32 protein-coding genes are annotated in these 22535 nt (G+C 41.2%); all 32 read left to right on the plus strand.

Annotated elements, in window-relative coordinates; genetic code table 11:
* Positions 1-7: 7 nt before the first annotated feature.
* The gene (gene fusA, locus V4B17_RS02640) at positions 8-2092 is read left to right on the plus strand and encodes an elongation factor G (RefSeq protein ID WP_455479940.1); all 2085 of its coding nucleotides are present in this window, start codon (positions 8-10) and stop codon (positions 2090-2092) included.
* A gap of 64 nt (positions 2093-2156) precedes the next feature.
* Positions 2157-3332, plus strand: a complete 1176-nt coding sequence (gene tuf / locus V4B17_RS02645; protein ID WP_007551991.1) for an elongation factor Tu — start codon at positions 2157-2159, stop codon at positions 3330-3332.
* 64 nt (positions 3333-3396) lie between these two features.
* A complete protein-coding gene (gene rpsJ / locus V4B17_RS02650) occupies positions 3397-3705 on the plus strand; it encodes a 30S ribosomal protein S10 (protein WP_004855744.1) in 309 nt (102 codons plus the stop codon).
* A 27-nt stretch (positions 3706-3732) separates the two neighbouring features.
* Positions 3733-4473 (plus strand): 50S ribosomal protein L3, encoded by a 741-nt coding sequence (gene rplC / locus V4B17_RS02655; RefSeq protein ID WP_455480167.1) that lies wholly within the window; start codon positions 3733-3735, stop codon positions 4471-4473.
* Positions 4473-5093, plus strand: a complete 621-nt coding sequence (rplD, locus tag V4B17_RS02660) for a 50S ribosomal protein L4 (RefSeq protein ID WP_455479941.1) — start codon at positions 4473-4475, stop codon at positions 5091-5093. The genes rplC and rplD overlap by 1 nt, the downstream gene beginning before the upstream one ends.
* Positions 5090-5383, plus strand: a complete 294-nt coding sequence (locus V4B17_RS02665) for a 50S ribosomal protein L23 (RefSeq protein WP_455479942.1) — start codon at positions 5090-5092, stop codon at positions 5381-5383. Before rplD ends, V4B17_RS02665 begins: the two co-directional genes overlap by 4 nt.
* Before the next feature lie 21 nt (positions 5384-5404).
* On the plus strand, positions 5405-6238 hold the full coding sequence (gene rplB, locus V4B17_RS02670; RefSeq protein ID WP_455479943.1) for a 50S ribosomal protein L2: 834 nt from the start codon (positions 5405-5407) through the stop codon (positions 6236-6238).
* Positions 6239-6253: 15 nt separating this feature from the next.
* Complete coding sequence (gene rpsS, locus V4B17_RS02675; protein ID WP_455479944.1) at positions 6254-6532, plus strand: 30S ribosomal protein S19; 279 nt, start codon at positions 6254-6256, stop codon at positions 6530-6532.
* 2 nt (positions 6533-6534) lie between these two features.
* Positions 6535-6924: a 50S ribosomal protein L22 gene (gene rplV, locus V4B17_RS02680; RefSeq protein ID WP_455479945.1), complete on the plus strand. Its 390-nt coding sequence runs from the start codon at positions 6535-6537 to the stop codon at positions 6922-6924.
* Positions 6924-7634, plus strand: coding sequence for a 30S ribosomal protein S3 (gene rpsC / locus V4B17_RS02685; protein ID WP_455479946.1), 711 nt, complete (start codon positions 6924-6926; stop codon positions 7632-7634). Before rplV ends, rpsC begins: the two co-directional genes overlap by 1 nt.
* Positions 7635-7670: 36 nt before the next feature.
* Entirely contained in the window at positions 7671-8084 is a 414-nt protein-coding gene (rplP, locus tag V4B17_RS02690) for a 50S ribosomal protein L16 (protein WP_455479947.1), read from the plus strand.
* An 11-nt stretch (positions 8085-8095) separates the two neighbouring features.
* Positions 8096-8296 (plus strand): 50S ribosomal protein L29, encoded by a 201-nt coding sequence (rpmC, locus tag V4B17_RS02695; protein WP_455479948.1) that lies wholly within the window; start codon positions 8096-8098, stop codon positions 8294-8296.
* 11 nt (positions 8297-8307) lie between these two features.
* On the plus strand, positions 8308-8547 hold the full coding sequence (rpsQ, locus tag V4B17_RS02700; protein ID WP_455479949.1) for a 30S ribosomal protein S17: 240 nt from the start codon (positions 8308-8310) through the stop codon (positions 8545-8547).
* 144 nt (positions 8548-8691) lie between these two features.
* Positions 8692-9060 carry a 50S ribosomal protein L14 gene (gene rplN / locus V4B17_RS02705; protein WP_004855715.1) on the plus strand — a complete coding sequence of 123 codons (369 nt, stop codon included), beginning with the start codon at positions 8692-8694 and terminating at the stop codon, positions 9058-9060.
* 12 nt (positions 9061-9072) lie between these two features.
* On the plus strand, positions 9073-9387 hold the full coding sequence (gene rplX / locus V4B17_RS02710) for a 50S ribosomal protein L24 (protein ID WP_455479950.1): 315 nt from the start codon (positions 9073-9075) through the stop codon (positions 9385-9387).
* On the plus strand, positions 9380-9937 hold the full coding sequence (rplE, locus tag V4B17_RS02715; RefSeq protein WP_455479951.1) for a 50S ribosomal protein L5: 558 nt from the start codon (positions 9380-9382) through the stop codon (positions 9935-9937). Before rplX ends, rplE begins: the two co-directional genes overlap by 8 nt.
* Positions 9938-9961: 24 nt before the next feature.
* The gene (rpsN, locus tag V4B17_RS02720) at positions 9962-10267 is read left to right on the plus strand and encodes a 30S ribosomal protein S14 (protein ID WP_455479952.1); all 306 of its coding nucleotides are present in this window, start codon (positions 9962-9964) and stop codon (positions 10265-10267) included.
* Positions 10268-10281: 14 nt separating this feature from the next.
* Positions 10282-10680 carry a 30S ribosomal protein S8 gene (gene rpsH, locus V4B17_RS02725; protein WP_455479953.1) on the plus strand — a complete coding sequence of 133 codons (399 nt, stop codon included), beginning with the start codon at positions 10282-10284 and terminating at the stop codon, positions 10678-10680.
* A gap of 38 nt (positions 10681-10718) precedes the next feature.
* Positions 10719-11252: a 50S ribosomal protein L6 gene (rplF, locus tag V4B17_RS02730; protein ID WP_455479954.1), complete on the plus strand. Its 534-nt coding sequence runs from the start codon at positions 10719-10721 to the stop codon at positions 11250-11252.
* A gap of 12 nt (positions 11253-11264) precedes the next feature.
* On the plus strand, positions 11265-11627 hold the full coding sequence (gene rplR, locus V4B17_RS02735; RefSeq protein WP_455479955.1) for a 50S ribosomal protein L18: 363 nt from the start codon (positions 11265-11267) through the stop codon (positions 11625-11627).
* Positions 11628-11740: 113 nt separating this feature from the next.
* On the plus strand, positions 11741-12289 hold the full coding sequence (rpsE, locus tag V4B17_RS02740) for a 30S ribosomal protein S5 (RefSeq protein WP_455479956.1): 549 nt from the start codon (positions 11741-11743) through the stop codon (positions 12287-12289).
* Between the two features lie 31 nt (positions 12290-12320).
* Entirely contained in the window at positions 12321-12527 is a 207-nt protein-coding gene (gene rpmD / locus V4B17_RS02745; protein ID WP_455479957.1) for a 50S ribosomal protein L30, read from the plus strand.
* Positions 12528-12547: 20 nt separating this feature from the next.
* Positions 12548-13003 carry a 50S ribosomal protein L15 gene (rplO, locus tag V4B17_RS02750; protein ID WP_455479958.1) on the plus strand — a complete coding sequence of 152 codons (456 nt, stop codon included), beginning with the start codon at positions 12548-12550 and terminating at the stop codon, positions 13001-13003.
* Positions 13004-13180: 177 nt separating this feature from the next.
* Complete coding sequence (gene secY / locus V4B17_RS02755; protein ID WP_455480168.1) at positions 13181-14527, plus strand: preprotein translocase subunit SecY; 1347 nt, start codon at positions 13181-13183, stop codon at positions 14525-14527.
* Complete coding sequence (locus V4B17_RS02760) at positions 14524-15102, plus strand: adenylate kinase (protein WP_455479959.1); 579 nt, start codon at positions 14524-14526, stop codon at positions 15100-15102. The genes secY and V4B17_RS02760 overlap by 4 nt, the downstream gene beginning before the upstream one ends.
* 176 nt (positions 15103-15278) lie before the next feature.
* A complete protein-coding gene (gene rpsM, locus V4B17_RS02765; protein ID WP_455479960.1) occupies positions 15279-15647 on the plus strand; it encodes a 30S ribosomal protein S13 in 369 nt (122 codons plus the stop codon).
* Positions 15648-15778: 131 nt separating this feature from the next.
* A complete protein-coding gene (gene rpsK / locus V4B17_RS02770) occupies positions 15779-16168 on the plus strand; it encodes a 30S ribosomal protein S11 (RefSeq protein ID WP_317993407.1) in 390 nt (129 codons plus the stop codon).
* Between the two features lie 96 nt (positions 16169-16264).
* Positions 16265-17278, plus strand: a complete 1014-nt coding sequence (locus V4B17_RS02775; protein ID WP_455479961.1) for a DNA-directed RNA polymerase subunit alpha — start codon at positions 16265-16267, stop codon at positions 17276-17278.
* Between the two features lie 18 nt (positions 17279-17296).
* Positions 17297-17725, plus strand: a complete 429-nt coding sequence (gene rplQ / locus V4B17_RS02780) for a 50S ribosomal protein L17 (RefSeq protein WP_455479962.1) — start codon at positions 17297-17299, stop codon at positions 17723-17725.
* Positions 17726-17991: 266 nt separating this feature from the next.
* On the plus strand, positions 17992-19389 hold the full coding sequence (locus V4B17_RS02785; RefSeq protein ID WP_455479963.1) for a DegQ family serine endoprotease: 1398 nt from the start codon (positions 17992-17994) through the stop codon (positions 19387-19389).
* Between the two features lie 8 nt (positions 19390-19397).
* Entirely contained in the window at positions 19398-20711 is a 1314-nt protein-coding gene (locus tag V4B17_RS02790) for a replication-associated recombination protein A (protein WP_455479964.1), read from the plus strand.
* 621 nt (positions 20712-21332) lie between these two features.
* The gene (gene recA, locus V4B17_RS02795; RefSeq protein WP_455479965.1) at positions 21333-22376 is read left to right on the plus strand and encodes a recombinase RecA; all 1044 of its coding nucleotides are present in this window, start codon (positions 21333-21335) and stop codon (positions 22374-22376) included.
* Positions 22377-22535: the final 159 nt, after the last annotated feature.

A 22535-nucleotide genomic window follows, 5' to 3' on the forward strand; every position in this document is an offset into this window, starting at 1 on the left:
AAGTACAATGGCTCGCGAATATAAAATTGAAGATTATCGTAATTTCGGTATTATGGCACACATTGATGCTGGTAAAACCACTATGACTGAGCGTATCTTGTTCTATACGGGTAAGAACCATAAAATCGGTGAAACCCACGATGGTGCTTCCACGATGGATTGGATGGAGCAGGAGCAAGAGCGTGGTATCACGATTACATCTGCTGCGACGACAACTTTTTGGGAAGGGCGTGATGGTCGGAAGCGGCGTTTTAATATCATTGATACGCCGGGGCATGTTGATTTTACGATTGAGGTTGAACGCTCTTTACGTGTTCTTGACGGTGCAATAGCATTACTAGATGCTAATGCTGGTGTGGAACCTCAAACAGAGACTGTTTGGCGGCAAGCTGAAAAGTATCGTGTGCCGCGTATGGTTTTCGTTAATAAAATGGACAAGGTTGGTGCTGATTTTTATCGTAGTGTAGAAATGGTTGGTTCACGGTTAGGGGCTAGGGCTCTTGTTTTGCAATTGCCAATTGGTGCTGAAAATGATTTCGAAGGTGTTGTTGATCTTGTTGAGATGAAAGTTTTGAAGTGGGATGGTTCCATTGGAACTTCGGCAGTTGTAAGTGATATTCCTTCCGATTTGAAGAAGAAGGCTGAAGAGTATCGCGAAAAATTAGTTGAGATGGCTGTCGAGGTTGATGAATCTGCAACTGAGGCTTATTTGGAAGGTGTTATGCCAACCAATGAGGAGCTCGTTGCTCTTATTCGTAGGGGGACGATAGAGGTTCAGTTTCATCCAGTTCTTTGTGGTGCTGCTTTTAAAAACAAGGGTATTCAGCCGCTTTTAGATGCTGTTGTTTCTTATCTTCCTTCCCCGATTGATGTTCCTGCAATTAGTGGTATTGATGTAAAGACTGAAGCTGAGACGACGCGTGAATCTTCAGATGATGAGCCCCTTTCTATGCTTGCTTTTAAGATTATGAACGATCCATTTGTGGGGTCGCTGACTTTCTGTCGTATTTATTCTGGTAAGGTTCAAAAGGGTGTTTCTCTCGAAAATACTGTGAAGAGGAAGAGAGAGCGTTTGGGCCGTATGCTTCAGATGCATTCTAATTCTCGTGAGGATATTGAAGAGGCGTTTGCTGGTGATATTGTAGCTTTTGCAGGGCTTAAAGAAACGACAACGGGTGATACTCTTTGTGATCCTCTAAATCCTGTTATCTTGGAGCGAATGGAGTTTCCGGAACCCGTTATTGAGATTGCGATTGAGCCAAAGACAAAAGCAGATCAGGAGAAAATGGGTATTGCGCTCAATCGTTTGGCGGCAGAGGATCCTTCATTTCGTGTGAAGTCAGATGAAGAATCGGGTCAGACAATTATAGCTGGTATGGGTGAACTTCACCTTGATATTATTGTTGATCGTATGCGGCGAGAGTTTAAGGTTGAGGCTAATATTGGGCAACCTCAAGTTGCTTATCGTGAGTCGATCACAAAAATTGCGGAAATTGATTATACACACAAAAAACAGTCTGGTGGTGCAGGGCAGTTTGCTCGTGTGAAAATTATTTTTGAACCTCATGATGGTGACGATTTTATTTTTGAGTCGAAAATTGTTGGTGGTGCTGTTCCTAAGGAATATGTTCCTGGGGTACAAAAGGGGATTGAGAGTGTTATGGGCTCAGGGCCTCTTGCAGGTTTTCCTATGCTTGGTGTAAAAGCCACTTTGATCGATGGCGGTTATCATGATGTCGATTCTTCCGTTTTGGCTTTTGAAATCGCTGCTCGTGCGGCCTTTCGCGATGGAGCAAAAAAGGCTGGTGCGCAGCTTCTTGAGCCGATTATGAAGGTGGAAGTTGTAACCCCGGAGGATTACGTGGGTGATGTTATTGGTGATTTAAATTCTCGTCGTGGTCAGATTTCAGGAACTGAAGCGCGCGGTGTTGCAACAGTTGTGAATGCAATGGTTCCTTTGGCAAATATGTTTGGTTACGTGAACAACCTTCGTTCGATGAGTCAGGGGCGTGCGCAATATACGATGCAGTTTGATCATTATGAGCCAGTCCCTTCGGCTGTTGCTTTGGAGATTCAAAAGAAATACGCATGATTGAAAGTTGTATGATTAATTTTTTAACTTAGTTCTTTTTGAGGACAGAAAATGGAGAGCTCAAATGGCAAAGAGCAAATTTGAACGTACGAAGCCGCATGTTAATATTGGTACGATTGGTCATGTTGATCATGGAAAGACGTCATTGACGGCAGCGATTACGAAGTATTTTGGTGAATTTAAAGCATATGACCAAATTGATGCTGCGCCAGAAGAAAGAGCACGTGGGATTACGATTTCTACAGCACATGTTGAGTATGAAACAGAGAAAAGGCACTATGCACATGTTGATTGCCCGGGTCACGCAGATTATGTGAAAAATATGATTACGGGTGCAGCACAGATGGATGGTGCAATTTTGGTTGTTTCAGCGGCAGATGGTCCGATGCCTCAGACGCGTGAACATATTCTTTTAGCACGTCAGGTTGGTGTTCCAGCGATTGTAGTTTTTCTCAACAAGGTTGATCAGGTTGATGATGCGGAACTTTTGGAGCTTGTTGAGCTTGAGGTGCGTGAGTTATTATCAAAATACGATTTCCCAGGAGATGATATACCGGTAGTTAAAGGTTCAGCATTGGCAGCTCTTGAAGATAAGGACAAAAGCATTGGTGAAGATGCGGTTCGTCTCTTGATGAGTGAAGTTGATAATTATATCCCAACACCGGAGCGTCCTGTTGATCAGCCGTTTTTGATGCCGATAGAGGATGTTTTTTCGATATCTGGTCGTGGAACTGTTGTTACTGGTCGTGTTGAGCGTGGTGTCATTAAAGTTGGCGAAGAAATCGAGATTATTGGTATTCGCCCTACTTCTAAAACGACAGTTACAGGTGTTGAAATGTTTCGCAAGCTTTTAGATCAAGGTCAAGCTGGTGATAATATTGGTGCGTTGCTTCGTGGAGTTGATCGTGAAGGGATTGAGCGTGGACAGGTTTTGGCGAAACCTGGTTCAGTTACGCCTCATACACGATTTAAAGCAGAGGCTTACATTTTAACGAAAGATGAAGGTGGTCGTCATACTCCATTTTTCACGAACTATCGTCCACAGTTTTACTTCCGTACGACGGATGTGACGGGGATAGTGACGCTTCCAGAAGGAACAGAGATGGTAATGCCTGGTGATAATGTTGCGATGGATGTTTCTTTGATTGTTCCAATTGCCATGGAAGAGAAGCTTCGTTTTGCTATTCGTGAAGGTGGTCGTACTGTTGGTGCCGGTATCGTTTCTAAAATCATTGAATAAAGAGGCTTATTGAAAGCGTCTTTGTTATTAAGAGGCGTTTTGCGTGACAGGGAAATAAAATAGCATGAACAGTCAAAATATCCGCATTCGTTTGAAAGCATTTGATCACAGAATTCTCGATGCGTCAACGCGTGAGATTGTGTCAACTGCTAAGCGCACTGGTGCAAATGTTCGTGGTCCTATTCCGCTTCCAACAAGAATTGAGAAGTTTACAGTGAATCGTGGGCCACATATTGATAAGAAGAGTCGTGAGCAATTTGAAATGCGTACACATAAGCGTCTTCTTGATATTGTTGATCCGACACCGCAAACAGTGGATGCGCTTATGAAGCTTGATCTTTCTGCTGGTGTTGATGTAGAGATTAAGCTCTGAGGTTTGATGACAGAAGGAACAGACCCGATGCGTTCAGGTGTAATAGTGCAGAAGCTGGGCATGACCCGTGTTTATAATGAGGCTGGTGAACATGTGCCGGTAACAGTGCTGCGTTTGGAAAATTGTCAAGTTATTGCCCAGCGCACAGTTGAAAAGAATGGTTATACTGCTGTTCAATTAGGGGTGGGCTTTGCTAAGGTTAAAAATACTTCGCAAGCTCTTCGTGGGCATTTTGCTAAGGCTTCTGTTGAACCAAAAGCAAAAATAGCGGAATTTCGTGTGAGTCCCGACAATCTTCTTGATGTTGGTACTGAGATTACCGTGGAACATTTTGTTCCAGGGCAGAGGGTTGATGTGACAGGCACGAGTATTGGTAAAGGTTTTGCTGGTGTTATGAAGCGGCATAATTTTGGTGGGCATCGTGCTTCACATGGTAATTCAATTACACATCGTGCTCATGGTTCAACAGGGCAATGTCAAGATCCAGGTAAAGTGTTTAAAGGTAAAAAAATGGCTGGCCATATGGGGCATGTTCGTGTGACAACACAAAATATTGAGGTTGTTTCCACAGATGTTGAGCGTGGTTTAATTTTAGTACGTGGTGCTGTTTCTGGTTCTAAGGGCGCTTGGATTTTGGTGCGAGATGCTGTAAAGAGACGTCTTCCTGATAATGCGCCGAGGCCTGCTGGTATTCGCAGTCTTGCGAAGGAGAAAACGGAAATGGTTTCTCCAGTAATGGAAACCTCTGAAACTGAGGGAGCCGAGTAATGGATCTTGTAATTAAAACCCTTGATGGTAATGAAGCTGGTAAATTAAAAGTTTCTGAGAGTATTTTTGATCTTGTTCCGCGTGAGGATATTTTGCAACGTGTTGTTCGTTGGCAGCTTGCTCGTTGTCAACAGGGAACACATAAATCACGAGGAAGGTCTGATGTGTCTCGAACGGGGGCAAAAATGTTTAAACAAAAAGGAACTGGGCGTGCTCGACATTCGTCTGCTCGTGCACCACAGTTTCGAGGTGGTGGTAAGGCGCATGGTCCCGTATTCCGTAGCCATGCGTGTGGTCTTCCTAAAAAAGTTCGTGCACTCGGAATGCGTCTTGCTTTATCGGCAAAATTAAAAGCTGATGATTTAATTGTTGTTGATGATCTCAGTGTTAAGGATGCTAAAACCAAAATGCTTGTTTCCAGTTTTTCTAAACTTGGGTTTGATAATGCTCTTTTAATTGGTGGCAAAGAAATTGATGTTAATTTTTCTCGTGCAGTATCTAATATTCCTAATATTGATATTTTACCAATTCAAGGGATTAATGTTTATGATATTTTGCGTCGCAGTAAACTTGTTTTATCAAAGGCAGCTGTTGAGGCCCTTGAGGAGCGTTTTAAATGACAGATCTTCGCCATTATGATATAATTGTTAGCCCAGTTATTACTGAAAAGTCGACTATGATTTCTGAGTATAATCAAGTTGCTTTTAATGTCTCGCCGAGAGCGACAAAGCCAGAAATTAAGGCTGCTGTTGAAGCGCTTTTTAGCGTTAAAGTAGAAGCAGTCAACACGATAGTCCGTAAGGGTAAGGTGAAGCGTTTTAAAGGAATTGTTGGTCGGCAAAGTGATGTCAAGAAAGCGATCGTGACTTTGGCCAGTGGTCAGTCTATCGACGTTTCGACAGGTCTTTAAATAGGCTCGGAGATAAGGATAATGGCACTTAAATACTTTAATCCAACTACGCCTGGGCAGCGTCAACTTGTCATTGTAGATCGTTCTTGTCTTTATAAGGGTAAGCCTATAAAGACGTTGACTGAAGGTCTATCGTCAAAAGGTGGACGCAACAATCGTGGTCGTGTTACTGCTCGTTTTCAGGGTGGTGGACATAAGCGCAGCTATCGGTTTATTGATTTTAAACGTCTTAAGCATGATATGCCTGCAAAAGTTGAACGTTTAGAGTATGATCCTAATCGTACCGCTTTTATTGCGCTTATTCGTTATGAGGATGGGGAATTGAGTTATATTCTTGCTCCACAGCGTCTCGATATTGGTGATTCTGTCATTTCTGGTTCAGGTGTTGATGTAAAACCAGGGAATGCGATGCCGCTTTGTAATATGCCGGTAGGTACAATTATTCATAATATTGAGATGAAGCCAGGAAAAGGTGGTCAGATTGCACGTTCAGCTGGCACTTATGCGCAATTGGTTGGACGAGATCAAGGTATGGCTATTCTTCGTCTTAATTCTGGAGAACAGCGTTTGGTACCTGGCGGTTGTTTTGCAACTATTGGCGCAGTTTCAAATCCGGATCATGGGAATATTAATGATGGTAAGGCAGGTCGATCACGTTGGCGCGGTAAGCGTCCGCATGTTCGTGGTGTTGCTATGAATCCGGTTGATCATCCGCATGGTGGTGGTGAAGGTCGTACATCGGGGGGGCGTCATCCAGTATCTCCTTGGGGAAAACCTACAAAGGGTAAGCGTACGCGCTCCAATAAAGCCACTGATAAGTTTATTATGCGTACGCGTCATCAGCGCAAAAAGTGAGAAAGGTAGTCTGAGGTGGTTCGTTCAGTTTGGAAAGGTCCGTTTGTTGACGGCTATCTTCTTGGAAAAGCAGAAAAGGTACGTGCAAGCGGTCGTAATGAGGTTATTAAAATATGGAGCCGTCGCTCTACTATTTTACCACAGTTTGTTGGTTTAACTTTTGGTGTTTACAACGGCAATAAGCATATTCCTGTTTCTATTTCTGAAGAGATGGTTGGGCATAAGTTCGGTGAATTTGCTCCCACTAGAACTTATTATGGGCATGGTGCAGATAAGAAAGCGAAGAGGAAGTAGAAATGGGAAAAGCTAAATCTCCGCGCCAGCTTAAAGATAATGAGGCAAGAGCGGTCGCTCGGACGGTTCGTGTTAGTCCACAAAAGCTTAATTTAGTTGCTGCGATGATTCGTGGTAAAAGAGTTAATGTAGCGCTAGCTGATTTGACATTTTCACGTAAACGTATTGCTGAAATTGTGAAAAAAACTCTTGAATCAGCGATTGCAAATGCAGAGAATAACCACGATCTTGATATTGATTCGCTCATTGTTGCAGAAGCCTATGTTGGTAAGTCGATAGTGATGAAACGTTTTCATGTTCGCGGTCGTGGGCGTGCTAGTCGAATTGAACGTTCGTTTTCGCATCTTACTGTTGTTGTTCGTGAAGTTACCGAAAAAATGGAGGCCGCATAATGGGTCAAAAGATCAATCCAATAGGACTTCGTCTTGGAGTTAATCGGACTTGGGATTCCCGTTGGTATGCTGACAGTGGTGAATACGGACGTCTTCTTCATGAAGATTTAAGGATTCGTCTGTATGTGTTTGAAGAGCTGAAACAAGCGGCTATCTCTAAGGTTGTTATTGAGCGACCCCATAAAAAGTGTCGTGTAACGATTCATTCGGCACGTCCTGGCTTAATTATTGGTAAAAAAGGTGCTGATATTGAAAAGCTTCGTCGGAAGCTTTCAGAGATGACAGATGCTGAGACTTCATTGAATATCGTGGAAATTCGTAAGCCAGAAATTGACTCTACGATTATCGCGCAGTCAATTGCTCAGCAGTTGGAGCGTCGTGTTGCTTTTCGACGTGCAATGAAGCGTGCAGTTCAGTCAGCTATGCGTCTTGGAGCAGAAGGAATTCGTATCAACTGTTCTGGTCGTCTTGGTGGTGCTGAGATTGCTCGTATGGAGTGGTATCGTGAAGGTCGTGTCCCACTTCATACCTTGCGTTCTGATGTTGATTACGGTACAGCAGAGGCTAAGACCGCTTATGGTATTTGTGGCGTTAAAGTTTGGGTTTTTAAGGGTGAGATTCTTGAGCATGACCCGATGGCTTCAGAGCGTCGTGCTACAGAAGCTGATCATTCTGGTTCTTCATCGAATCGTCGCCGTGAAAATGCTTAGTTTTTGTGATTGAACTAAATTTTGGAGTAGAGAGCAATGTTGCAGCCAAAGCGCACAAAATTCCGTAAACAGTTCAAAGGCCGTATTCACGGTGTTTCGAAGGGTGGTACGGATTTGAATTTCGGTGCTTACGGGTTGAAGGCTGTTGAGCCTGAGAGGATTACTGCACGTCAAATTGAGGCGGCCCGTCGTGCGATTACACGTTATATGAAACGTTCTGGTCGTGTGTGGATTCGTGTTTTTCCAGATCTCCCAGTTACATCTAAGCCGACTGAAGTTCGTATGGGTAAGGGTAAGGGGAGTGTTGATTATTGGGCTTCTCGTGTTGCGCCTGGGCGTATCATGTTTGAGCTTGATGGGGTTTCTGAGGATGTAGCACGTGAGGCATTGAGATTGGGTGCTGCAAAATTACCTATTAAAACGCGTTTCATCCAGCGTATTGCTGAATAAGAGGTAAAGCGATGAGAGCCACAGAGTTACGGGCGCAGACGCTCGACCAAATGAAAGATGAGTTAGTTAATTTGAAAAGAGAGCAATTTAATTTGCGGTTTCAAAAGGCAACGGGTCAATTAGAAAAGACTGCACGTGTTAGGCAGGTTCGTCGTGATATTGCGCGTGTTAAAACTTTTCTTCGTCAAAAGATAAATGACAGTAAGATTTAAGGAAGTAAGAGATGCCTAAACGCATTTTACAGGGTGTTGTAGTAAGTGACAAAGGTGATAAGACTGTGGTTGTTAAAGTGGAGCGGCGTTATTCTCATCCACTCCTTAAGAAGACTGTTAGACAGTCTAAAAAATATAAGGCGCACGATGAGGACAACCACTTTAGGATTGGGGATCAGATCTCTATTCAAGAATCTAAACCGATTTCAAAAAATAAATGTTGGATTGTTGTTAAAGGCAGTGTAGCGTAGTTAATTGGGTTTATTGTCGTAGAATTTAGCGGTAGATTTATTTCTGTTGGTAGATTGGGGCGGGGATTTATTGTTATTTGGCAGGAAAATCCGGGTGTGTTAAGGGCATAACCGGATGTAGGTTTTGAGAGAAGGTGGCCAATCATGATTCAGATGCAAACAAACCTCGACGTTGCTGATAATTCCGGTGCTCGTCGTGTCATGTGCATCAAGGTGTTGGGCGGTTCAAAGCGAAAATATGCTTCGGTCGGCGACATTATTGTTGTTTCGGTTAAGGATGCTATTCCTCGGGGCCGTGTAAAAAAAGGTGATGTGATGAAAGCTGTGGTAGTTCGTACTGCTAAGGATATTCGTCGCGCAGATGGTAGTGTCATTCGTTTTGATAGTAATGCTGCTGTTTTAGTAGATAATAAAAAAGAGCCGATCGGTACACGTATCTTTGGACCAGTTCCTCGCGAACTTCGTGGTAGGAATCATATGAAGATCATTTCCCTCGCTCCTGAAGTGTTGTAAGGAGTGAATGTTATGCAGAAGATTCGAAAAGGCGATAGAGTTGTTGTTTTATCCGGCAAAGATAAAGGATGTAGTGGTGAAGTAATTAAGGTGAATCCGAAAGAGAATAAAGCTTTTGTTCGCGGAGTTAATATGATTAAGCGTCATCAACGCCAAACGCAAAAGCAAGAAGCTGGAATTATTTCTAAAGAAGCTTCGATTCATCTATCTAATTTGGCGATTGCTGATCCTAAAGATGGTAAGCCTACGCGTGTAGGTTTTCGTATGAATGCAGATGGTAACAAGGTTCGTTTTGCCAAGCGTTCGGGAGAGTTGATTAATGGCTAAGGAAAAACAAGCGCCGCGTATGAAAATGCACTATTTTGAAGTGGTCCGAAAAATACTTCAGGAAAAGTTTAATTATAAGAATGTGATGCAAATTCCGCGGGTTGATAAAATTGTGATTAATATGGGGATTGGTGAAGCAACTGCTGATTCTAAGAAGCCTTCTGTTGCTGCTGAGGATTTGGGACTCATAACAGGTCAAAAGGCTGTTATTACCCGCGCACGTAATTCCATTGCGACCTTTAAAGTTCGCGAAGGGATGCCACTTGGAGCCAAAGTTACGTTGCGTAAAGATCGTATGTTTGATTTTTTAGATCGTCTTGTTACAATTGCGCTTCCGCGGGTTCGTGACTTTCGTGGTCTGAATCCAAAAAGCTTTGATGGTCGTGGTAATTTTGCTATGGGTATCAAAGAGCACATTGTGTTTCCAGAGATTAATTATGACAAAGTTGATCAGGTTTGGGGCATGGATATTATCGTTTGTACGACAGCGAAGACGGATGATGAGGCGCGTGAGTTGTTGCGTGCTTTTAATTTTCCTTTTCGTTCGTAACGGCAAACGTAGCGAGGTAGGATTATGGCCAAAGTAAGTGCCGTTGAGAAAAATAAGCGTCGTGAAGTGATGGTAAAGCGCTATGCTGCTCGTCGTGCACGCTTGAAAGCAATCGTTATGGATCAGAGTATTTCTCTTGAAGAACGTTTTAAAGCTTCTGTTCAATTGGCAGAATTACCGCGTAATTCTGCCAAGGTTCGTGTTCGTAATCGTTGTGAGGTTTCGGGGCGTCCACGGGCTTATTATCGTAAATTAAAAATGTCGCGAATTGCATTGCGTGAGCTTGGCTCTATCGGTCATATTCCAGGCATTGTTAAGTCTAGCTGGTAAGAGGAGATTGTTTAATGTCTATGTCAGATCCTCTTGGTGATATGTTAACGCGTATTCGTAATGCGCTTGGTCGTAAAAAAAACAAAGTGATTACACCTGCTTCTAAGCTTCGTGCACGCGTTCTTGATGTTCTTCAGTCGGAAGGTTATATTCGCGGATATAAGCGAGTTGATTTGGGTGATGGGAAATCTGAAATTGAAATCGAATTGAAATATTTTGAAGGATTGGCTGCTATTCGTGAAGTTTCACGTGTTTCAAAGCCTGGTCGTCGTGTATATGTTTCCGCTAAGTCACTTCCTCAAGTGGCAAATGGTCTTGGTATTTCGATTTTATCAACTCCTAAAGGCGTTATGGCGGATCATGAGGCACGTGAGCAGAATATCGGCGGAGAGCTCCTTTGTCGTGTTTTCTAAGTGATTTTAGGAAAGCAGAAGAAAAATAGGTTAGAATAATGTCTCGTATCGGAAAAAAGCCCATTTCAGTTCCTTCAGGGGTTACTGCAACCATTGATGGTCAGATGATTAAGGCAAAAGGTCCTAAAGGTGAATTAAGCTACATCGTTAATGACGAAGTTTTGGTAAGTTTTGAAGAAAATGTTATAACGGTTTCACCACGTGATCAGTCAAGAGATGCGCGCTCTAAATGGGGTATGTCGCGCTCAATGATTGAAAATATTTTTTTAGGTGTGAAGGATGGTTTTGAGAAGAAGTTGGAAATCAACGGTGTTGGTTATCGTGCGGCTTTACAGGGTAGGGATATTCAGTTGTCATTAGGTTTTTCGCATGATGTGGTTTATAAAGTACCATCGGGTGTTACTGTGATGGTTCCAAAGCCTACAGAAATTGTTATTTCTGGAATTGATAAGCAGCAAGTTGGACAAGTTGCAGCGGAAATTCGCGAATATCGTAGGCCTGAACCTTACAAAGGTAAGGGTGTAAAACATGCAGATGAGCGTATCTTTCGTAAAGAAGGCAAAAAGAAGTAAGGATTTTGTATTATGGTTGCATCTAAGGACATTATACAGCATCGTGCAAGGCGTGTTCGTCGTAAAATTAGAATGGTTTCGAGTGGCCGTCCGCGGCTTAGTGTTTATCGCTCAAATCAGAATATTTATGCTCAAATTATTGATGATTTGCGCGGGCATACTCTTGCTTCGGCGTCTACCCTTGAGGGTGATTTAAAAAAAATGTTAAAAAGCGGTGGTGATAAGGAAGCAGCTTTTGCTATTGGTAGGTTAATTGCTGAACGTGCAAAAAAAGCCGGTGTTAATGAGGTAGTTTTTGATCGTGGAGCATATGTTTACCATGGTAGAGTGAAAGCTTTAGCTGAAGCTGCTCGTGAATGTGGTTTGAACTTCTAAGTATTTTATCTAAAGACTTAAATGAGAGGATTTTAAGGTCTTTTTTGTGAGTTCTTCTGGTTTTAAGGCAGAACTTTGTTGTGGTGCTTCCGGAAAAGAAAAAGGAACGAGGAATGGCACAGAAGGAACGTGGTGAGCGAGATGAGCGTGATGGTGAATTCGTCGATAGGCTTGTTCATATCAATCGTGTTGCTAAAGTTGTGAAGGGTGGTCGGCGTTTTGGTTTTGCTGCTCTTGTTGTTGTTGGAGATCAAAAGGGGCGTGTGGGCTTTGGTCATGGTAAAGCACGTGAAGTGCCAGAGGCAGTTCGTAAAGCTACAGAAGCTGCAAAACGTGGGATGATTTATGTTCCGCTTCGGTCTGGGCGTACATTGCATCATGATCTTGAAGGTCGTCACGGAGCTGGTCGTGTTTTGCTGCGTTCAGCTTCTGCTGGTACTGGTATTATTGCTGGGGGGCCGATGCGTGCTATTTTTGAGACTCTTGGAATGCAGGATGTTGTTGCAAAATCGTTGGGGTCGTCAAATCCTTATAACATGGTGCGTGCAACATTTGATGCATTAAGGCATCAAATGCATCCTAGGGATATTGCAGCTCAGCGTGGTATAAAATATTCGACTTTACAGGCACGGCGTCGGCATTTAGTTGATGCAGAAGGATAGTTTCTGAGATTATCAGAAAAGGAATTAGGAAATGGTTCAGAAAAAATCTCAGAGTGGCAAAACTGTGACGGTAGAACAAATTGGAAGTCCGATTCGAAATTCACAGATTCAGCGTGCAACTTTGAAGGGGCTCGGATTAAATAAAATGCGGCGTCGACGTGTTTTAGAAGATACGCTTTGTATTCGAGGAATGATTTCTAAGGTTCGGCATCTTGTTCGGGTTATAGGTGAAGATTAAGGGTTGCAGGAGTGTAAGATATGAAACTCAATGAGCTGCGTGATCGTGAGGGTGCAACAAGGGATCGTAAGCGTGTCGGGCGTGGTATTGGTTCTGGTACTGGTAAGACTGGTGGTCGTGGTGTAAAAGGGCAAAAATCACGCTCTGGTGTTTCGCTTAATGGTTTTGAAGGTGGGCAAATGCCTATTTATCGCCGTTTGCCAAAGCGTGGATTTAAGAATTTTTTTGCTAAGACTTACAACGAAGTTTCTTTGGGACGTATTCAATTGGCAGTTGATGCAGGTAAGTTGAGTATTGGAAAGCCTATTGATATTATTGCTTTGAAAGAAGCTGGTATAGTTCGTCGTGTGAAGGATGGGGTGCGTCTTCTTTCTGATGGTGAATTGAAAGAAAAAATTATAGTTCATGTTTCTGGTGCTTCTGAAGCTGCTCGTATTAAAGTTGAAAAAGCTGGTGGCCAAGTTATTTTTTCCTGATGTTGTTCTGTGAATTCGTTTTGATGTAATGATGTTTTAGGGAAGTTTATGTGCTTCGTTGAGGATGTGTTTTATGGAGAATTATTTGAGTTGTGTGTTTATTTATATGTGACGGTATAAATTTGAAGGTTATACTTCCGTGATTTAAAGAACTGGAGTGTGGATGGGAGACATTTTATGGCATCAGCGGCAGAGCAGTTCGCTTCTAATATAAGCTTTAGTACTTTTTCACGTGCAGTTGAATTAAGGAAGCGCATTTGGTTTACCCTGGCAGCGCTTCTTGTCTATCGCTTTGGTACTTATATCTCTCTTCCTGGTATTAATATTGATGCTTTGCGGCAAACATTTGAACATCATGCGTCTGGTGTTTTGGGGTTATTTAATATGTTTGCTGGAGGTGCTGTTGGGCGCATGGCAATTTTTGCATTGGGAATTATGCCTTACATATCGGCCTCAATTATTGTGCAATTGTTAACTTCAGTCGTTCCTTCGTTAGAAACTCTTAAGAAAGAGGGTGAAATTGGCCGTAAGATTATTAATCAGTATACCCGTTATGTAACTGTGATATTAGCAATTTTACAAGCGTTTGGTATTGCAGTTGCGCTTGAAACTGGCATAGGAACAGGGCTTCAAATTGTTGTGGAGCCAGGTCTTATATTCCGTATTTCTTCTGTTGTTACTCTTGTTGGTGGAACGGTGTTTCTTATGTGGCTTGGTGAGCAAATTACATCACGTGGTATTGGTAATGGGGTGTCTCTTATTATTTTTACAGGTATTGTTGCCAATCTTCCTTCCACTTTTGCTCAACTTTTGACTGCCCATAGTCAGGCTGATTTGTCGACTTTTTTGTTAATAGCAATCTTTTTTATTGCGGTTTTTGTTATCGCAATTATTGTTTTTGTTGAGCGTGCTCAGCGGCGGATTCTCATTCAGTATCCAAAACGTCAAGTTGGTAATCAGATATTTCAAGGGGATATGTCACATCTTCCTTTAAAGCTGAATACTGCTGGTGTTATTCCACCGATTTTTGCTTCATCTTTGTTATTGTTACCTGCAACCATTAATAATTTTTCTGATAAAATGCCACAATGGATGCAAACTATTTCTTATTCTCTTAGTCATGGGCAGCCACTTTACATGGTTGTTTATGCACTTTTGATGGCATTTTTTTGCTTTTTTTACACGGCGATTGTGTTTAATCCAAGTGATACAGCAGATCAATTGAAAAAACACTCTGGTTTTATTCCAGGAATTCGTCCTGGTGAGCGTACAGCCGAGTATATTGATTATGTTTTGACACGTATTACCGTTATTGGGGCGATTTATATTATTTTGGTTTGTTTGCTACCTGAGTTTATGATATCCGCACTGCAGGTTCCTTTTTATCTTGGGGGGACTTCTTTGTTAATTGTTGTTACTGTTACACTTGATACAGTTGCTCAAATTCAGGGGCATCTTGTTGCACATCAATATGAAGGGTTGATTAAGAAATCAAAACTTCGTGGAGGCAGGCGGAATCGATGAGGATTATTCTTTTGGGGCCTCCGGGAGCTGGAAAAGGTACGCAAGCCAAAATGTTAGCTGAGGAGTATAATATTCCTCAATTATCAACGGGTGATGTGTTGCGCGAAGTTATTGCTGGAGAAACGGAAATTGGTAAAAAAGCTAAGGATATTATCAGCTCTGGTGCTTTAGTTTCTGATTGTATTGTTAATCAGATTGTTTCTGATCGAATTGATAAAGATGATTGTGTAAACGGTTTTGTTCTGGATGGGTATCCTCGAACTATTGGACAGGCAGAGGCATTGCAGAAAATTTTGCAATCAAAAAATATGCATCTTGATGCTGTTATCGAATTGCGTGTTGATGAAGATGTACTGATTGAGCGAGTGAAAAAACGCATTAAGGAGACAGTAACTGCTGGTGGGCAAGTCCGTTCAGATGATAATCCTGTTGCTTTTGTGAAACGATTGGTGGAATATCGTGAAAAAACAGCGCCTTTATCGAAATTCTATTCAGAGAGGGGATTGTTGAAGGTGGTTGATGGAATGATTGATGTTGCTGAGGTATCAGGTGTAATTAAAAAGCTTCTTAAATAAGGTTTTTTAGAAATAAATGAAAAGTATTGACTTTTTTTGTGAAATCTATCAAAAGAGGTTTAATTTATTTCAGTGAAGTAGTAGGATTCGGGTTGTTTTTATGCCGGGTCATTTTTTTCTGTAGGGTACATCAGGTATTTTATGGTTAGCTGTCAACATAATCAAGGAGAATAGGCGTGGCTCGTATTGCTGGCGTCAATATCCCGACAAATAAGCGTGTAATCATTGCGCTTCAGTATATCCACGGGATTGGACCAAAATTTGCTCAAGAAATTACTAAAAAAGTTGGTATCCCCATAGGTCGTCGTGTTCATGAGCTTTCTGATGCAGAGGTGTTGCAAATTCGTGAAGCGATAGATCACGGTTACCAAGTCGAGGGCGATCTTCGTCGTGAAGTTGCTATGAATGTTAAGCGTTTGATGGATCTTGGTTGTTATCGTGGTTTGCGTCATCGTCGTTCTTTACCTGTTCGTGGACAACGTACACATACAAATGCGCGCACACGTAAGGGGCCAGCTCAAGCAATTGCTGGTAAGAAAAAATAACGGTGCTTTTATAAGAAAAAGGATTTTATTTTTTAAATTTTTTGTTTTTTGTTAAAGCTTTTTTTTGACAAGGGCAAAGTGGGTGGAGTTGCTGGTGCTACGGCAATGTAGAGATCATTGAAAGGAAGATTATGGCCAAGGAAGCCACGCGTGTTCGTCGTAGGGAGCGCAAAAATATTTCGTCGGGTGTTGTGCATATCAATTCAACATTTAACAATACAATGATTACCATTACTGATGCGCAGGGAAATGCGATTGCGTGGTCGTCTGCTGGTGCTCAAGGGTTCAAGGGATCGCGTAAATCTACACCCTTTGCGGCTCAGGTTGCTGCAGAAGATTGTGCGAGAAAAGCACAGGAGCATGGTATGCGTTCGTTAGAAGTTGAGGTTTGTGGTCCTGGAGCAGGTCGTGAGTCTGCTTTGCGTGCATTGCAGTCTGTTGGTTTTGTCATTACTTCCATTCGTGATGTAACACCAATTCCTCATAATGGATGTCGTCCGCGAAAGAGACGGCGTGTTTAATTGGGTATTGTTTTTTGTTGTCGGAGTCTTCTCTGATAGTTCACATTGGTCGTTACGATTGAATGGTAGCAAAACTAAAGAACGGGAAATAAAAATATGATCCAGAAAAACTGGCAGGAGCTGATTAAACCCAATAAGGTTGAGTTTTGTACACATGATAATCCGAATGTTTTGAGTGTGGTTGCGGAGCCTCTTGAACGTGGTTTTGGCTTAACGTTGGGGAATGCGCTTCGTCGCGTTTTACTGTCATCACTTCGTGGTGCCGCGATTACTGCTGTGCAGATTGATGGTGTATTACACGAATTTTCATCAATTCCAGGTGTTCGTGAGGATGTTACGGATATTATTTTAAACATTAAAGAAGTTGCGCTTCGTATGGAAGAAGAGGGTCCTAAACGTGTCGTTATTTCTAAAGAGGGGCCTGGTGTTGTGAAGGCTGGAGATATCAGTACTGTTGGGGATATGGAAATTTTGAATCCGGAACATGTAATCTGTACTCTTGATGAAGATGCTGAAATTCGTATGGAATTTATTGTCAATACAGGGAAAGGGTATGTTCCATCTGATCGCAACTGTATTGATGATTCACGAATAGGCCTTATTCCAATTGATAGTCTTTATTCACCAATCCGTAGGGTATCCTATAAAGTAGAAAATACGCGCGAAGGTCAAGTCTTAGATTATGATAAATTAACACTCACGATTGAAACGAATGGTGCTGTTAACGGAGAGGATGCTGTTGCTTTTGCGGCACGTATTCTTCAGGATCAGTTGTCTTTATTTATTAATTTTGTGGAGCCACAAAAGGAAATTGTTGAAGAATCTGATTCAGAACTTGCTTTTAATCCTGCCCTTCTTAAAAAAGTTGATGAATTAGAGCTTTCAGTTCGTTCGGCAAATTGTCTTAAAAATGATAATATTGTTTACATTGGTGATCTTATCCAAAAGACAGAAGCTGAGATGCTTCGTACACCGAACTTTGGACGGAAGTCGTTAAATGAAATTAAAGAAGTTTTAGCATGTATGGGATTACATCTTGGTATGGAAATTTCTGCATGGCCGCCTGAAAACATTGATGATCTTGCCAAGCGTTATGAAGATCAATATTAAAATTTAAGGAGAGGGCTTATGCGGCATAATAAATCAGGTCGTAAGTTAAACCGAACGTCTAGTCACCGTAAAGCGATGTTTGCGAATATGGCGGTTTCGCTGATTGAGCATGAGCAGATTATGACAACGCTTCCAAAGGCTAAGGAAATTCGTCCTATTGTTGAAAAGCTGGTTACGCTTGGTAAGCGTGGAGGTTTGCATGCGCGTCGACAAGCAATTGCAGCACTTCGTGATGCGGGAAAGGTTGCAAAGTTATTTGATACACTTGCGCCACGTTATGCAGCGCGCAACGGTGGGTATTTGCGTATTATGAAAGCAGGGTTTCGTACCGGTGATAATGCTCCCATGGCTGTTATTGAGTTTGTTGATCGTGACGTTGATGCAAAAGGCGCTGTAGATCGTGCGCGTACGGAAAATTCTGCAAATGAAAAGGGTTCTTCCTCGTAGGGTATTTTTTCTGTTGTATTTTAAAGAGCCGCTTTTCTAGAGCGGTTTTTTTATGTGCATTTCACAATCAGTTTTATTTCAAGAGATAAACGTAAAGGGAATGTTACAAAATATTGAACTATTTTATTTTTATAATATCTATTGCTCAAATAAGTTATTTTTATTTCTAATTATAAGTATTGGTAGAAATTCTGTGGTTATGAAAAATGAGAGAGTTTTTATCTTCTTAATATTTAAAAAGTGGGTTAGTTTTTAAGGAGTGAGTTATGAGGAATCTTTTTTTGGTAGGGATTTTTTTTGCGATTGTTGCACAGATATCGCCTCATTGCACTTATGCTCAAATTCCGCAAACACAAAAAGAAATCACTCTTTCATTCGCTCCTTTAGTTAAAAAAACTATTCCGTCTGTTGTAAATATTTATGCGGCACGGCAAATTAGAGCGCGTTCACCTTTTGAAGGTGATCCATTTTTTGAGCAATTTTTTGGTCGTTTTCAAAATAATCGGCCTTTACGTACGCAATCATCATTGGGATCTGGAGTGATTGTTGATGCGCGCGGTTTGATCATTACCAATTACCACGTTATTAAGGACGCAAGTGAAATTAAAGTTGCTCTTTCTGACGGGAGGGAGTTTGAGAGTAAGGTCATGCTTAAAGATGAATCTACTGATATTGCTGTGCTTGAAATTGATGCACAGGGCGGGCGATTTCCTATTCTTCCTTTAGGAGATTCTGATACCGTTGAAGTTGGTGATCTTGTTCTTGCAATTGGGAATCCTTTTGGTGTTGGTCAAACGGTTACCAGCGGTATTGTTTCGGCGCAAGCGCGTACGCGTGTTGGTATTTCTGATTTTGATTTTTTTATTCAAACAGATGCTGCCATTAATCCAGGGAACTCTGGTGGAGCTTTAATTGATATGAAAGGACAATTAATCGGGATTAATACAGCTATTTATTCACGCTCAGGTGGTTCTGTAGGGATTGGTTTTGCTATTCCGGCAAATCTTGTAAGAGTGATGCTTGATACCGTTAAACGTGGTCAAAAACATTTTGTACCCCCTTATATTGGAGCATCTTTCCAAAATGTTACACCTGACATTGCTGGTGGGTTAGGTTTAAAACGTCCCTCTGGTGCTCTTGTCATCGAAGTTAGCAAAGATAGTCCTGCTGAAAAAGCTGGTTTAAAAATAGGCGATGTTATTTTGAGTGTGCAAGGGATACAAATTGATAGCCCAGATGGTCTTGGATATCGTTTGATGACAGCCAGTATTGGGGATAGCTTTGTTTTGGAATATTTACGAAATGGAAAAACTTTTAAGACGAAAATATTTATTTCATCAATACCAGAGTCAGCATTTTTAAAATCTGAAAAAATTGTTGGTGAGAGCCCTCTTTCTGGTGCTGAAGTTTTGGATTTAACACCGCAAAATAGTAGACGTTTTCATCTTCCGATATCCGCAAAAGGTGTTGTGATTATTAGTCTTGATGAAGTGAGTATTGCAGCAGGAATTTTTCGCTCTGGAGATATTTTGCGTGTTGTGAATGGTCATAAAATTCAAACAGTTGGTCAGTTAAAAAAGATTCTTATGCAACAAGGTCGTCAAAATATATGGCAATTGGAATATGAGCGTGATGGTATGTATATTCGTCAATTTATTCGCTGAGGTTTTTTTTGAATAAAGTTTTTTTTACTTCATCATTTGATTTTCAAGTTAACAAAAATAAACCGCTTGCAGAAAGAATGCGTCCTCGTTGTCTCAAGGATGTAATGGGGCAAGATCACTTGGTTGGAGAAGAAGGCGTGCTTTCGCGTATGATCGCCGCTGATTCAGTTGGTTCGATGATTTTTTTTGGTCCCCCGGGAACAGGGAAAACAACGGTTGCGCGCTTGCTAGCACTTGAAACAGATTTCGTTTTTGAGCAGGTTTCTGCTATTTTTACCGGAGTTGCCGAACTTAAAAAGATTTTTGAAGGTGCTCGGACTCGTTTTATGTCTGGATGTCAAACACTTTTGTTTGTAGATGAAATTCATCGTTTTAATCGTGCACAGCAGGATAGTTTTCTTCCTGTTATGGAAGATGGTACTATAATTCTTGTTGGTGCAACGACTGAGAATCCTTCATTTGAGCTTAATGCTGCTCTTCTTTCTCGTGCGCGTGTTTTGACGTTTCTTTCCCATGACAGTGAAAGTTTGAGCATGCTTTTAAAACGTGCTGAAGAAGTGGAGGGAAAGCTTCTCCCCTTAAATGACGATGCCAGAGATGTTTTGATAGGGATGTCTGATGGTGATGCACGGATAGCATTAACATTAGCAGAGGAAGTTTGGTGTGTCGCGCGAGCGGGAGAGATATTTGATGCTATCGCTTTGCAAAAAATTATTCAGCGTCGTGCTCCAATTTATGATAAAGGGCGGGATAGTCATTATAATCTTATTTCAGCATTGCATAAATCAGTTCGTGGATCTGATCCTGATGCTGCGCTTTATTATTTGGCACGTATGTTGGATGCGGGGGAAGATCCTCTCTATATTGGGAGAAGATTGGTTCGTATGGCTGTTGAAGATATCGGCTTGGCAGATCCGCAAGCTCTTGTCATTTGTAATGCGGCAAAAAATGCTTATGATTATTTAGGGGCACCTGAAGGAGAATTGGCTTTGGCTCAAGCATGTCTTTATGTTGCAACTGCGCCAAAATCTAATGCAACATATCTTGCATATAAGGCAGCACTACGTTGTGCACGCAAAAATGGCTCTTTGCCTCCTCCACAACATATCCTTAATGCACCTACAAAATTTATGAAGGAAGAAGGGTATGGGCATGGTTATCGTTATGATCATGATGAACCAGATGCTTTTTCTGGACAGGAATATTTTCCTGAAAAACTTGGTCGCCAGATCTATTATCAACCACGAGAACGCGGTTTTGAACGTGAGATTGTGAAGCGTCTTGAGTGGTGGAAAAAATTGCGCAAAAAACGAGGCAGTTAAACATAAAATTTTAATTGAAGTGAGATCTTTTATTATTTTTAAACTGGTTTTATGTCAGTTATATGATAATTGTTTTATAAATAATCGAATGCAATGCTTTAAAAGCTTATTATTTTTAGAGTAATTTTTTTCTTTTTTATTTACGCAAAAATTTCCAATATGCTTAAAATTCAATTTTAAAAAATGTTGGTTTAATTATGTTTCATAGATTTCTTTATAATTATGATTTTAATTGGCAGTGTTCTGTTATTTAGATTGATAGTAAGTTTTAGGTTCTCAAAAACATAAAATTCACTAAGAGTTGTAATTTCTTAGGTGCTTATAGAGGATTAGAATGGTTTGTGTATAAGGTATTGTACTGAGATTTAAATTGTTTCTTTTTTGAAGGATAGATACAAATATACTAAATTTTTCTCCTTTATAGGAAGGTATTTTGTTGAAGTGTGTTTGTATTATAAGATAGGAGGACAGCTTTTACACGTTTTTATGGGATGTTGTGGACATCATATCATGATAAAAATGGAAATAGTCTGTGAGAATCTCAACTCAGGGCTTTGGTTAAGTTAAAAGAACAGTGTACACTAGATATTAAGTTATTGTGAATCGGTCAGGGATATAATCGTGGATAAAACAAAAGCACTCGATGCTGCGCTCTCACAAATTGAACGTTCTTTCGGTAAAGGCTCGATTATGCGTCTTGGGCAAAAAGAGCAGGTTGTTGAAATTGAAACAATCCCAACAGGTTCGTTATCCTTGGATATTGCTTTAGGTGTTGGTGGACTACCGAAAGGGCGTATTGTTGAGATTTATGGACCAGAGAGTTCTGGAAAGACAACACTAGCTCTTCATGCTATTGCTGAGGCACAAAAAGTTGGTGGAGTTTGTGCCTTTATTGATGCAGAGCATGCTCTTGATCCTATTTACGCACGTAAGCTTGGTGTTGATTTAGAAAATTTGTTCATTTCTCAGCCCGATACTGGTGAACAAGCATTGGAAATTACAGAAACACTTGTTCGCTCTGGTGCAGTTGATGTGCTGGTTGTTGATTCCGTAGCGGCTTTGACGCCGCGGGCGGAAATTGATGGTGAAATGGGGGATGCTTTACCCGGATTGCAAGCTCGATTAATGAGTAAAGCATTACGAAAATTAACAGCAGCAATTTTTCGCTCCAACTGTATGGTTGTCTTTATTAATCAAATTCGTATGAAGATCGGTGTGATGTTTGGTTCTCCCGAGACGACAACAGGCGGAAACGCTTTAAAGTTTTATGCTTCTGTTCGTTTAGATATTCGCCGCATTGGATCCATTAAAGATAGGGATGCAGTTGTTGGCAATCAGACGCGCGTTAAAGTAGTGAAGAATAAATTGGCACCTCCATTCAAACAGGTTGAGTTTGATATTATTTATGGTGAAGGTATTTCCAAAGTAGGTGAATTGATTGATTTGGGTGTTAAAGTTGGCATTGTAGAAAAATCTGGAGCATGGTTTTCTTATAATTCTCAACGTTTAGGACAGGGGCGTGAGAATGCAAAGCAGTTTTTGCGTGAACACGCGGAAATAGCTGCTGAGATTGAAGCAGCTTTGCGCAAAAATGCTGGTTTGATTGCAATTGAACTGCTAGAAAATGCAGGGTCAGAAAATACAGAAAGCGATGAAACGATGTGATGGGTTGCTTGTTTAATATCCATTCATTCATTTGAAATTTTTTTATTTTTATTTAAAAATTTAAAGTATTGAGACCATTTACTTTACGATTTTATTGAAAAAGCATTCCACTTTTTGATTAGATTGACTCTATGAGTTTAGCAAAGAGGATATTTAATG

The organism is Bartonella sp. B23 (assembly GCF_053793815.1).